Genomic DNA, 12,676 nt, shown 5'->3' with positions numbered 1-12,676 from the left:
TTCCGGACACGCGCCGGAACCGCTTTCTGACAAGGAGAAGAATATGGCCAGAATAGGATTTGTCGGGGTCGGAAACATGGGCGGCCCGATGGTGCTCAATCTTCTGAAGGCAGGACACTCGGTCAAGGTGTTCGACCTTTCCAAGGAGGCGGTCGCCAAATGCGTGGCCGAAGGAGCGACAGCCGCGGCGACGGCTGCGGAAGCGGCACAGAATGTCGGCATTGTCGTGACCATGCTGCCGAAGGGCGATCATGTCCGCGCCGTTTATCTCGGTGACAATGGCATTGTCGCGGCGGCCGATCAGGGTACGCTCTTCATCGACTGCTCGACGATCGACGTTGCAACGGCGCGCGAGGTCGCACAGGCGGTTGCGGCATCAGGTAAGAGTATGGTTGACGCCCCGGTGAGCGGCGGTGTCGGCGGCGCGGTGGCGGCGACCCTGACCTTCATGGTCGGCGGCGAAAAAGGCGCGTTCGAGACGGCGAAGCCAATCCTCGCCGCGATGGGCAAGAATATCGTCCACACCGGCGGCGCCGGAAACGGCCAGGCCGCGAAAATATGCAACAACATGATCCTCGGCATCTCCATGATCGGGGTGTGCGAAGCGTTCGTGCTGGCGGAGAAACTCGGACTTGAGCATCAGACCATGTTCGATATTGTCTCCACCGCCTCCGGCCAGTGCTGGTCGCTGACGAGCTACTGCCCGGTTCCGGGACCCGTTCCCTCAAGCCCGGCCAACAATGGCTACAAGCCCGGCTTTTCGGCGGTCAATATGCTGAAGGACCTGCATCTCAGCCAGGACGCCGCGGAAGGTTTCGGCGCCTCCACCCAGCTCGGCAAGGCCGCGATGGAGCTTTATGAGAGCTATGTGAAGGGCGAGGGGCGAGAAGCTGATTTCTCCGGCATCGTTAACATGATCCGCAATTCGTGACGCGGGCGGATCTGCGAATAGAGATTATCAAGGGCCGCCGGATCGAGTGCCGCCTCATAGGCGAGCCTGACCCGGCGGACACTGTTCTTGTGTTCCTGCATGAGGGACTGGGATCTGTCGCTTTATGGCGGGATTTCCCGGACCGGCTATGCGCCTTGACCGGCCTTAAAGGCCTCATCTACAGCCGCACAGGCTACGGCGGATCGGATCCCTGCGACCTGCCGCGTCCGCTCGACTACACGGACCGCGAGGCGGACGACGTCCTCCCCTCCGTTTTGCAGCATTTTGATATCCGCGATTTTGTCCTGATCGGCCATTCGGACGGCGCGACGATCGCCCTGATGTATGCCTGTCTGCCGGAGGTACAGCCCGCGCGCGGGCTGGTTATTATGGCGCCGCATGTGATGGTTGAACAGATTTCGATCGACGGCATCCTCGCCGCGAAGCGCGCTTATGAGGAGGGCGACCTGCGCGCGCGCCTGCAAAAATTCCACGGCGCGAATACCGAGAATGCCTTTCGCGGCTGGAGCGACACCTGGCTCAACCCTGCCTTCCGCGATTGGAATATCGAGCCGATGCTCCCCAACTGCACCGCGCCGGTGCTGGCTATCCAGGGAACCGATGACGCCTATGGAACGCTTGCGCAAATCGATGCGATCGAGGCGGGCGTATCGGGTCCGTTCCGCTCCCTGATCCTTGACGGCTGCGGCCATGTCCCGTGGCGCGAGCGGCAGGAAGAAGTCCTTGCGGCAGCAGCGGAATTCATCGCCGGTCTGGCACCAAACGGCGATTACTAAATTCTTTATTCCACTCACTAATATCGCTTGCTGTTTTTCGCATTTTGAATGACTAATGAGCGATGCGTTTACCCCTTTCGGAGAATATACGCGGGGCGGCCTTCATGTCGATCAGCATGGCCGCCTTTGTCGTCAATGATACCGCCATGAAACTCGCTGGAGAGCATCTCAACGTGTTTCAGGCGATGTTTCTGCGTGGCATTCTGACCACGCTGATGCTGGCGATATTTTGCCACTACAAGGGTATATTGACCGTGCGCCTTCCGAAAAAGGACCGGAGGCTTATCGTTTTGCGCCTGATCGGGGAGGTCAATGCCGCTGCGTTTTATCTGACCGCGCTCTTTCATATGCCGCTCGCCAATGCGACAGCGATTTTGCAGTCGCTCCCGCTGGCGGTGACGCTTGGTGCCGCCATTTTTCTCGGCGAACCGGTAGGCTGGCGACGGTACTTCGCCATTTGTGCGGGGTTCATAGGCGTTCTGATGATCGTGCGGCCCGGCGCGGATGGATTTAATGAATATTCGGTCTACGCAATTATCTCCGTGCTGTTTGTGGTCTTGCGGGATCTCGCAACGCGTCGGCTTTCGGGTACTGTTCCCTCTACGCTCGTCACGTTTCTGACCTCTTTCTCCGTCATGAGTATCGGCGGGATCATATCGATTTTCGATGGATGGGCGCCTGTGACAACCGAAAGCCTGGGGCTGCTCGCGCTGGCCTCGGTGTTCGTCATGATCGGATATCAGTTCAGCATTTCAACGATGCGGACAGGAGATCTCAGCTTCACCTCGCTGTTCCGCTACACCATTCTTATCTGGGCAATCCTCATCGGGATCATTGTGTTCAATGAATTTCCTGATTTATGGACGATCCTCGGAAGCGCGGTCATTGTCGTGAGCGGGCTCTACACTGTCTATCGCGAGCGCCTGCTGGCGCGGCGGCAGCGCAAGGAGCGTGCCCTGAAGGCGGCGGAATGACAATGCGCATGGGCTTCAGCCGGTAAATCCGTCGTCGCTGACGATGCGGCCTTGCGTCAGATCCGGCGCTCGCCTTTCAGGATATCGGCGATCCACTGCCCGTATATATCGTAATCATTCGGACCGGCGAGCGAGGCGAGGGCATCATCCGCATGCTCCGTCGTGAGCTGAACGCCGCGCCGCTGGTTGATCAGATCGACCATGAAGGGAAGGGTCAGCTCGGGATGCGCCTGGATCGAGAGGCACGTCGGTGAATATTTGAAGCCGCCAAACAGGCAGTTGTCGGCGGTCAGGATCAGTTCGGCATTGGGCGGCGGTTCCATCACCTGGTCCATATGCGTGAAATGCAGGCGCGCTTCCTGCTTGTTCAGAAGATCGAGCAGCGTCATGCGACCGATGTTCCAGCCACCTGGAAACTTTTCGACCTTGCCGCCCATCGCCTGCGCCATCAGCTGGTGCCCGAAACAGATCCCGACAGCCGGCTGCCCGCTGACAATTAGCTTGCGAACGAACGCCTCAAGGGGGCTGATCCAGTCGTGTGGCTCATAGACCGCATGTTTCGATCCGGTGATCACCCACGCATCGCATTCCAGTGGATGCCTGGGAAGGATGCCGTCAATGGCGGGATAGATCCGGTACTCGAAGGGCTCACCCTTGAAGAGTGAGATGAACATGTCCGGATACTCGCCGTATTTCACGCCGAGAGATCCGCCGACACGGCCCGTCTGGATGATGCCGACTGTCGTTTTTCGTTCCAGAGCGGAGGACATGCAGGCACCGGTTCCCTATCTTCTGTTAACCATGTTGGCGCTAATTTCCGCGATTTTTTGTGACCGGTCAAGCGCGCGATGACAGGAGAATTCACGGCCGCGGCATTTTGGCGAAAGCAAGACGGGGGCGGATGCGCTTCAGTGCTTTTTCCGATCCCGCGCTTCGGCGTCGCTGACCACCAGCAGTTCGACGACGCTGGTGATGATCAGCTGTTTGCCGGCATGTTCGAAATTGACGGTGACGCGATCGGCGACGGCCGACTGCACCTGTCCGATGCCCCAGCCGGGTTCCATCGGGTGACGGACGAACTGACCGGGTGAAAGCCGTGTAAACATGATTTTTCTCTTAACAGGGAAGGCAGGAGTGTTGCATAGTCAGCCTATCACATTGTCGGGCCTGCCGACAGAAGGTTGTTTACTCCCGTAGCGTACCGCGACGTCGCGGACAGGAAAGCGTAATGATTGATTTGAAACTTGCCTCCCTCATGAGCTCCAAGCTCTGCCATGATGTTATCGGCCCGATCGGCGCCATCTGCAACGGGATCGAGCTGGCAAGTGACGATGGCAATGCGGATATGCGCGTCGAGGCGCTGAAACTGGTGAGCGCGAGCGCCGGCGAGGCGTCGGCCCGCCTGCAGTTCTATCGCCTCGCCTTCGGTCTTGCCGGCGGCATGGGGCAGGAGGTTTCGATCCGCGAGGCGCGCACGCTCTGCCGCGATCTGATGAGCTATGGAAAGGTCGCGCTCGACTGGCCCGACAGCGTAGGCGGCGGAGCGATGCTCTCCAAGGACGCGATCAAGATCCTCTGCAATCTCGCTGTCATCAGCGCCGCCACGCTGCCGCGGGGCGGAACGCTGACGATCTCCGGTGATGCGACGGAGGGCGGCTGGTCGTTCGCGTTCACGGCGGAGGGGCCGCGCGCCGTCCTTCGCGAGGATGTGACGGAGATCCTTCAGAATGGCTATAACGAGGAGACGCTGACCGCGCAAAATGCCGGGATTCAGTATCTGATGGCACTTTGCGCGAACAATGGCGTGCGGCTCGACATTCAGGACGTGGAGGAAGAGCGGGTAACGCTTGCCGTCCATTCCGCCTGAACGGCTTCTGCGCTGCGCGTACCGGTTGCGGGTTCTTCCCTTTGGTGAATAATTTTCGGGGTGGTTTTACCGTGGCCGCAGGGCCCGGTGCAGGTGGCAAAAAGTCGCAGATTTCTCCACCGCACGTAACCGCTTATTAACCTATCTTCGACATTCTATCGTCAGGAAATCCCGGGAAATACGTTTCCGGGGGGACATGAAGATACGGAAAGTGTACGCGGATATGGATGACCTTCTCAGCGAGTTTCTGACAGAAACCAACGAAAGCATCGGAATTGTTGATGCTTCTCTTGTCGCACTGGAACAGGACCCGAGCGACGAAAGCCAGATCGACAGTATTTTTCGCCTCGTGCATACGATTAAGGGTACTTGTGGTTTCCTTGGCCTGCCGCGCCTTGAGGCGGTCGCCCATGCCGGCGAGAATGTGCTTGGAAAAATCCGCGACAAGGAGCTGAAAGTCACCGCCGATGTCGTAACGATCATCCTTGAGGCAATGGACGCCATCAAGGATATCCTCTCGACCATCGAAGAAACCGAGGCAGAACCGGCCGGCGATGACGCTGACCTGATTGCGCGTCTGAACGCCGTGGCGTTTGGCGGCGCGGCCGAGCCTGCGGCGGCCCACCCGATCTCGAGCGGTGAGGAGGCCGGCGAGGTGTCGCTCGATGAGCTGGAAGCCGCGTTCCAGGCGGCCGAAGGACCGCTTGAGCGCGAACTCCGCCCGGGTGAAGTCTCGCTTGAGGAGCTGGAAGCGGCGTTTCAGGCGGCGGAAGGCCCCGCCGATATGCATCAGCCGGCAGCGCAGAAGGCCGAGCCGGAAACGCAGGATACCGCGAAGCCGGGGGCGGAACGCGCCGTCAAGGAATCGAGCATCGCCAACCAGAGCATCCGGGTGAATGTCCAGATGCTCGAGAATCTGATGACCATGGTGAGTGAACTCGTGCTGACACGCAACCAGCTCATGCAGATGGTTCGCGGCATGGATGACAACGAATTTACCGTGCCCCTGCAGCGTCTCAGCCATGTGACGACCGAGCTTCAGGAAGGGTTGATGAAGACCCGCATGCAGCCGATCGGCAACGCATGGTCCAAGCTGCCCCGTATCATTCGCGATCTCAGCCATGATCTCGGCAAGAAAATCGATCTCGTCATGCATGGGGCGGAGACCGAGCTTGATCGACAGGTGCTTGAACTGATCAAAGACCCGCTGACCCATATGGTCCGCAACTCCGCCGATCACGGCCTCGAATTACCGGCCGAGCGCGCCGCGGCCGGAAAGCCGGAAGTCGGCAAGATCACACTGGAGGCCTATCACGAAGGCGGCCACATTATCATCCGGATCGTCGATGACGGGCGCGGCCTCAACGTGGCGAAAATCCGCAAGAAGATCCTTGAAAGCGGGCTTGCGAGCGAAGCCGAAGTTGACGCGATGAGCCGCCAGCAGATCCAGAGCTATATCATGCATGCCGGCTTCTCGACGGCCGAGAAAGTTACCAACGTCTCCGGCCGCGGCGTCGGAATGGACGTGGTCCGCTCCAATATCGAGAAAATCGGCGGCACCATTGCGCTCAGCTCGGAAGAGGGGCATGGGTCGGTCTTTACGATCAAGATCCCGTTGACGCTCGCCATCGTCTCGGCGCTCATCGTCGAATGTTGCGGCGAACGCTTCGCCATTCCGCAAACCAGCGTTCTTGAACTGGTGCGCGCCTCCACCAGCAACAGCAGCGACCATACGATCGAGATGATCAATCAGTCGCCCGTTTTGCGTCTTCGCGATCATCTGCTGCCGCTGGTCCATCTCAATGACATTCTCAAGCTGGAAACGGCGGCCGACGAAGTGGCGGCGCAGAGTGATGCCCGCGGCGAGGAAGAGTTTATCGTCGTCATCCAGGTGGCGAGCTTCGTATTCGGCATCGTGGTCGACCGTGTGTTCGACACCGAGGAAATCGTCGTCAAACCGATTGCGCCGATCCTCAAGAACCTGTCGATCTTTTCCGGAAACACCATCCTTGGCGATGGCAGCGTGATCATGATCCTCGATCCGAATGGTATCGCCGCCATGTGCGGGGACGGGATTGTCTCGACCGAGAACAACGAGCGGAAGTCGGAAGCCGATGCCCGCCGCCAGGACGACAAGACCGCGCTGCTCGTCTTCCGGGCTGGAAGTGCGCATCCGAAGGCCGTGCCGCTGTCGCTGGTTGCCCGCCTTGAAGAAATCGAGAGCACGTCCATCGAGGATGCGAACGGGCGGAAAGTCGTGCAGTACCGTGGTCAGCTGATGCCGCTCGTCACAATCGACGGCTCGGCTCCGTCCCTTGAGAAGGCCCGTCAGCCGGTGCTTGTGTTCAGCGATCAGGACCGCAGCATGGGCCTTCTTGTTGATGAGATTGTCGATATTGTCGAGGACTATCTTGAAATCGAGATGGCATCCGAAAGCGATGAATATGTCGGCAGCGCCGTTATCCAGGGGCACGCGACCGATATCGTGAATGTCGGGTATTTTCTGCAGAAGTGCTTCGGCAACTGGTTCGGTTCCGCCGATGCCCGCCCGTTCGGGCAGCAGAAGGGAAAGCAGAAAGTGCTCCTCGTCGATGACAGCCCGTTTTTCCGCAACATGCTGGTGCCGCTCCTGAAAACGGCGGGCTATGACGTCACCACGGCGGTGAACGGCGTCGATGCGCTGAAGCGCCGGGAGCATGGCGAGCAGTATGACATCATCATCAGCGATATCGAGATGCCGGAAATGGACGGCTTCACCTTCGCCGAAGAGGTCAATGGCGACGAGCGCTGGAGCGAGACGCCCATCGTGGCGCTCTCCTCGCACACGACCGCCGATGATTTTGACCGCGGTCGCGCCGTCGGTTTCTCTGACTATGTCGCCAAATTCGACAAGGACTCGCTGATGACGGTCCTGTCACAAACTCTTAAAGCAAGTGGAAATGCACGATGACCAACAGCAAGATGCAGGACTATGTGACAATTCATATTGCCGATCAGCTTTTCGGCATTCCGGTGCTGCAGGTTCATGACGTTCTGCGCGGATTGAAGCTCACCCGAATTCCGCTTGCGCCGCCGGAAGTTGCCGGGGCGCTCAATCTGCGCGGCCGGATCGTTACTGCGATCAATGTGCGCAAGCGCCTTGGCCTGCCGGATCTCGCGATCGACAGCGAGGGGATGAGCATCGTTGTCGAACACCACGGGGAGCCCTACAGCCTGATGATCGACAATGTGGGCGAGGTTCTCAGCCTTGATCTGAACGGGCTGCAGCCCACCCCCGTCACCATGGATAGTTGCTGGAAAGAAATTTCAGGCGGCGTCTATCGCCTGGAAGACAAGCTGCTGGTTGTGCTGCAAATCGAACGGCTGCTGGATTTTGCCGGTAACTCGACGATAGCAGCGTGAAAAGAAACGGAGAAACTAGATGCCGTCATGCCTGATTGTAGATGATTCCAAAGTGGTCCGGATGGTCGCCCGGCGCATTCTGGAGGATTTGAGTTTTGGTATTCTGGAAGCCGAGGACGGCAAGGGAGCGCTTAACACCTGTCAGGAGAAAATGCCGGATGTCATCCTGCTCGACTGGAACATGCCGGTCATGAACGGGATCGATTTTCTACGAACCTTGCGCAAGACGGAGAACGGGGATCAGCCGATCGTCATTTTCTGCACCACGGAAAATGACATGGCGCATATCCGCGAAGCCATCGCGGCGGGCGCCAATGAATATATCATGAAGCCATTTGATCGGGCGATTATCGAAGCGAAATTCGCGCAGGTAGGAGTCCTCTAGGTGATCCAGCCCCAACCCATAGCGCCTCGATCCGGAGCCCGGGCGGCAACGCCCTACCGCGTTATGATTGTTGATGATTCTGCCGTCATTCGCGGGTTCCTGACCCGCTGGCTTGAAGCGGAGGCGGATATTGAGGTCGTCGCCATTGCCAGCAACGGCGTGCAGGCGCTGCGCGAGTTTGATCGTGCGCGGCCCGAGCTTGTGATCCTCGATATCGAAATGCCGGAGATGGACGGGCTGACGGCGCTGCCGGCACTTGTGAAACGGGATCCGGATGTGCAGGTCATCATGGCGTCGACCCTGACCCGGCGGAATGCGGACGTCAGCCTCAAGGCGCTCTCGATGGGGGCCGCGGATTACATTGCAAAGCCGGAATCGACGCGTGTCGTCAATGAGAAGGAACTGTTCCAGCGGAGCCTTGTGGAAAAGATCAGGGCGCTTGGCGCCACGCGCCGGGCGCGCGCCCGCACGCCTGTAATCATGCCCGCGCCGGCATCCGGTACGCCCGTGCCCGGTGGGGCCGTGCAGCCGAAGCTTGTTGCCGAGAAAAAGCCCATCGAGTTGCGTCCGCTGAAATCCCCGCCTGTCCCCAGGGCGATTGCGATCGGCTCGTCAACTGGCGGGCCGCAGGCGCTTTTCAAGCTGTTCGAGGCGCTGAAGGGAAAGGTCAGCCTGCCGATCTTTATCACACAGCATATGCCCGAGACCTTTACCGCCATCATGGCCGAGCATTTGAACAGGATATATGATAAGGAATGCATCGAGGCGAAGCAGGGCCAGAAGGTCAGCCGCGACGGCGTCTATGTCGCGCCCGGCAACTGGCATATGACGGTCGCCGGCAAGGGCGATGATCTTTTTATCCGGCTCAATCAGGAGCCGCCGGAGAATTACTGCCGACCGTCCGTCGAGCCGATGCTGCGCAGCCTTCATACAGTGTTTGGCGCGCAGCTGCTGACTGTCATTCTGACGGGCATGGGGCGGGACGGACTTGAGGCTTCAAGAAAAATCGCGGATGCGGGTGGAATTGTGATTGCTCAGGATGAAGAGACAAGTGTCGTCTGGGGAATGCCGGGGGCGGTCGCCAATGCGGGTATCTGCAACCGGGTTCTGCCGCTACAGGAAATACCGCAAAGCATAGAAGACGTTATCAACGGGAGACTGGTATGAACAGTCAGGATTTCCAGCTTTTTTGCGAGATCGTGAAAACGCGGTCCGGCCTGGTCCTGGGTGAGGAAAAAGTCTATCTGCTGGAAAGCAGGCTGACGCCGCTGGCGCGGCGGCGCGGGCTTGACAGTCTGGAAGCGCTGGCCGCCGAAGTCAGACGGACGCGTGATGAGCGGCTCCTGACCGAAATCACCGAAGCGATGACGACCAACGAGACCTTCTTCTTTCGCGATATCCGTCCCTTCGACACGTTCCGCGATGTTGTTCTGCCGCAGCTTCTGAAAGCGCGGGCGACCAACAAAACGCTACGCATCTGGGCCGCCGCCTGCTCAACCGGACAGGAGCCGTATTCGCTTGCCATGCTGCTGAAGGAAGAGGCGGCGAAGATGGCGGGCTGGCGTGTCGAGATTCTCGCGACCGACATCTCCAACGAAGTTCTGGAGAAGGCGAAAGCCGGCCTCTATTCGCAGTTCGAGGTCCAGCGCGGCCTGCCGATCCAGCTTCTGGTCAAGCATTTCCAGCAGGTCGGCGAATTATGGCAGATCGACAGCTCGATCCGGGCAATGGTCAAATTCCAGCGGCTCAACCTGCTGGAAGATTTCAGCGCGCTCGGCCGGTTCGATGTCGTATTCTGCCGCAACGTCCTGATTTACTTCGATCAGCCAACGAAAAGCGCGACCCTGAACCGTATCTATGACAGCCTGGCGCCGGACGGCGCATTGTTCCTCGGCGGCGCGGAAACCGTACTCGGTATCTGCGATCGGTTTAAGCCGGTCAGCGGCCAGCGGGGCGTCTATACCTCCGCCGAAAGCGGCTTGCTCGCGGCAACCGCATAGCGCACTCGCGCCACGTTTTTGCAAAAACAAACTCCGCAGAATTTGAAGTTCTGCGGAGTTTGTTTTGTGGGATTGAGGTGCGGGTCAGCTCGCGCGTGCGTGCAGCGCCTCTTCAGGATCGCGCAGGACATAGCCGCGCCCCCAGACGGTTTCGATGTAGTTCTCGCCGTTTGTCGCGGACGCCAGCTTTTTCCTGAGCTTGCAGACAAATACGTCGATGATCTTGAGTTCCGGCTCGTCCATGCCGCCGTAGAGATGATTGAGGAACATTTCCTTGGTGAGGGTCGTTCCTTTGCGCAGGCTGAGAAGCTCCAGCATGCCATATTCCTTGCCCGTCAGATGCAGACGCTGGCCGTTGACTTCGACGGACTTCGAATCCAGGTTTACGACAAGGCGGCCGGTCTGGATTGTCGATTGCGCATGACCCTTCGAGCGGCGCACGATGGCATGAATACGCGCGACCAGTTCATCTTTGTTAAAAGGCTTGGTGAGGTAATCGTCAGCGCCGAAGCCGAGGCCTTTTACCTTGTCGTCCGGCTCGGACATACCCGAGAGGATGAGGATCGGCGTTGCCACTTTCGCCGTGCGCAGTTTCTTCAGCACGTCGTAACCGGACATGTCGGGCAGGCCGAGATCCAGGATGATAATATCGTAGTCGTAGAGTTTGCCGAGGTCTACGCCCTCTTCACCGAGATCGGTGGTGTATACGTTGAAGCCCTCTGCGCCCAGCATCAATTCGATGCCACGAGCCATGGAGCTATCATCTTCAATCAATAAAACCCGCATCTTAATGTACCTCCTGTACGCAACGATTATTAACAAACTAACTTAACAATTCGTTAAAATAAAAGATAAAAATTAACTATCTTTGTTAACCTCCATTTACGCCATTTACGAAACATTAAAGGGTGTCAGGCACAATGCTCTCACAGATTAACTACGGGCCCTCCCAAAGGGACCGGCGGAGCGTTTCGTGCAAAACATCATTTCAGAAGTCAGCCGGCTTCCGACATCACAATATTACGGTCGCGTTGCAGCAATCCAGGGACTGCTGATCGAGATCGGCGGCATCCAGCGGCACCTCAGTATTGGCAGCCGTGTCGATCTCTGCGCGCGCGACGGCAGCCGGGTGAAGGGCGAGGTGGTCGGCTTCCGGGATGACCGGGCGCTTTTGATGCCGTTCGGCTCGCTCGAGGGGATCGGCATCGGCTGCAAGGCGGAGATCGCGGAACAGGAACCGGCAGTATTTCCGAACGCGAGCTGGCTCGGCCGGATCGTCAACGCCATGGGTGAGCCGATCGACGGTGGCCCGCCGCTCAAAACGGGAAGCCGCGCGGTTCCCTTCCGCAATGCCCCGCCGCCAGCCCACTCGCGCCAGCGTGTCGGCGAGAAAATAGATCTTGGCGTGCGCACGCTGAACAGTTTCGTCACCTGCTGCCGCGGCCAGCGCATGGGCATCTTCGCGGGCTCGGGCGTCGGCAAGTCGGTGCTTTTTTCGATGCTGGCGCGCAACACTTCGGCTGACGTTAATGTGATCGGCCTGATCGGTGAGCGGGGCCGCGAGGTGCAGGAGTTTATTAAAGATGACCTCGGGGAAGAGGGGCTGAAGCGCAGCATCGTGGTGGTGGCGACCTCCGATGAATCGGCGCTGATGCGCCGCCAGGCCGCCTATCTTACGCTCGCGCTCGCCGAATATTTCCGCGATCAGGAGAATGATGTGCTGTGCCTGATGGACAGCGTCACCCGCTTCGCCATGGCGCAGCGCGATATCGGCCTTTCGGGCGGCGAGCCGCCGACCAGCAAAGGCTATACCCCGACGGTTTTCAGCGAGCTACCCAAACTGCTCGAGCGGGCGGGGCCGGGGATTGGCAAAGGAAGCATTACCGGCCTTTTCACGGTGCTGGTTGAGGGGGATGATCACAACGAGCCGGTCGCCGATGCCGTGCGCGGCATTCTCGACGGGCATATCGTGATGGAGCGTCAGATCGCCGAGCGCGGACGCTATCCCGCGATCAACGTGCTGAAATCCATCTCGCGGACCATGCCCGGCTGCAACAACGAGGAAGAGAACGCCCTGATCAGCAAGGCGAAGCAGTATCTTTCGACCTATGATGACATGGCCGAGATGATCCGGCTCGGCGCCTATCGGCGGGGGAGCGATCCGCTGGTCGACGAGGCCATTCACTTTTTTCCGCTGCTTGAGGATTTCATGAACCAGCACAAGCAGGAACGAACCTCACTTTCCGACTGTTTCCGGATGTTATCAGACATTCTTCAGCAGCAGCCGGAAGTCGCGGCCGTCTGAACGGAAGGACTGAGC

General features: G+C 58.9%; 13 protein-coding genes. 10 read left to right on the top strand and 3 right to left on the bottom strand.

What is annotated here, in order from left to right:
* The first annotated feature begins 43 nt into the window (after positions 1–43).
* From mmsB to V7Z56_RS11055, 3 genes are all read left to right on the top strand, one after another.
* Entirely contained in the window at positions 44–931 is an 888-nt protein-coding gene (gene mmsB / locus V7Z56_RS11065; RefSeq protein WP_334129512.1) for a 3-hydroxyisobutyrate dehydrogenase, read from the top strand.
* Complete coding sequence (locus V7Z56_RS11060) at positions 928–1,728, top strand: alpha/beta fold hydrolase (RefSeq protein WP_334129511.1); 801 nt, start codon at positions 928–930, stop codon at positions 1,726–1,728. The genes mmsB and V7Z56_RS11060 overlap by 4 nt, the downstream gene beginning before the upstream one ends.
* 62 nt (positions 1,729–1,790) lie before the next feature.
* On the top strand, positions 1,791–2,702 hold the full coding sequence (locus V7Z56_RS11055) for a DMT family transporter (RefSeq protein ID WP_334129510.1): 912 nt from the start codon (positions 1,791–1,793) through the stop codon (positions 2,700–2,702).
* 56 nt (positions 2,703–2,758) lie between these two features.
* Here the strand turns inward: V7Z56_RS11055 and V7Z56_RS11050 are convergent, their stop codons facing one another.
* Together V7Z56_RS11050 and V7Z56_RS11045 are read right to left on the bottom strand one after the other, a co-directional pair.
* Positions 2,759–3,472, bottom strand: coding sequence for a type 1 glutamine amidotransferase (locus V7Z56_RS11050; RefSeq protein ID WP_334129509.1), 714 nt, complete (start codon positions 3,470–3,472; stop codon positions 2,759–2,761).
* Between the two features lie 138 nt (positions 3,473–3,610).
* A complete protein-coding gene (locus V7Z56_RS11045; RefSeq protein WP_334129508.1) occupies positions 3,611–3,808 on the bottom strand; it encodes a DUF3553 domain-containing protein in 198 nt (65 codons plus the stop codon).
* A gap of 122 nt (positions 3,809–3,930) precedes the next feature.
* Between V7Z56_RS11045 and V7Z56_RS11040 the strand changes: the two genes are divergently transcribed.
* The 6 genes from V7Z56_RS11040 (at position 3,931) to V7Z56_RS11015 (ending at position 10,356) form a co-directional block, all read left to right on the top strand.
* Complete coding sequence (locus V7Z56_RS11040; RefSeq protein WP_334129506.1) at positions 3,931–4,569, top strand: histidine phosphotransferase family protein; 639 nt, start codon at positions 3,931–3,933, stop codon at positions 4,567–4,569.
* A 223-nt stretch (positions 4,570–4,792) separates the two neighbouring features.
* Positions 4,793–7,519, top strand: a complete 2,727-nt coding sequence (locus V7Z56_RS11035) for a chemotaxis protein CheW (protein WP_443023801.1) — start codon at positions 4,793–4,795, stop codon at positions 7,517–7,519.
* Positions 7,516–7,971 (top strand): chemotaxis protein CheW, encoded by a 456-nt coding sequence (locus V7Z56_RS11030; protein WP_334129504.1) that lies wholly within the window; start codon positions 7,516–7,518, stop codon positions 7,969–7,971. The genes V7Z56_RS11035 and V7Z56_RS11030 overlap by 4 nt, the downstream gene beginning before the upstream one ends.
* Before the next feature lie 19 nt (positions 7,972–7,990).
* On the top strand, positions 7,991–8,356 hold the full coding sequence (locus V7Z56_RS11025) for a response regulator (RefSeq protein ID WP_334129503.1): 366 nt from the start codon (positions 7,991–7,993) through the stop codon (positions 8,354–8,356).
* Between the two features lie 63 nt (positions 8,357–8,419).
* Entirely contained in the window at positions 8,420–9,523 is a 1,104-nt protein-coding gene (locus V7Z56_RS11020) for a protein-glutamate methylesterase/protein-glutamine glutaminase (protein WP_334129502.1), read from the top strand.
* Positions 9,520–10,356, top strand: a complete 837-nt coding sequence (locus tag V7Z56_RS11015) for a CheR family methyltransferase (protein WP_334129501.1) — start codon at positions 9,520–9,522, stop codon at positions 10,354–10,356. The genes V7Z56_RS11020 and V7Z56_RS11015 overlap by 4 nt, the downstream gene beginning before the upstream one ends.
* Positions 10,357–10,440: 84 nt before the next feature.
* Here the strand turns inward: V7Z56_RS11015 and ctrA are convergent, their stop codons facing one another.
* The gene (gene ctrA, locus V7Z56_RS11010) at positions 10,441–11,142 is read right to left on the bottom strand and encodes a response regulator transcription factor CtrA (RefSeq protein WP_334129500.1); all 702 of its coding nucleotides are present in this window, start codon (positions 11,140–11,142) and stop codon (positions 10,441–10,443) included.
* 187 nt (positions 11,143–11,329) lie between these two features.
* Between ctrA and fliI the strand changes: the two genes are divergently transcribed.
* Positions 11,330–12,661 (top strand): flagellar protein export ATPase FliI, encoded by a 1,332-nt coding sequence (gene fliI / locus V7Z56_RS11005; protein WP_334129499.1) that lies wholly within the window; start codon positions 11,330–11,332, stop codon positions 12,659–12,661.
* The last annotated feature ends 15 nt before the right edge of the window (positions 12,662–12,676 follow it).

The organism is Sneathiella sp. (genome assembly GCF_036844445.1).
GTDB lineage: Bacteria > Pseudomonadota > Alphaproteobacteria > Sneathiellales > Sneathiellaceae > Sneathiella.
This window is presented reverse-complemented; position numbering and strand designations above follow the sequence as displayed.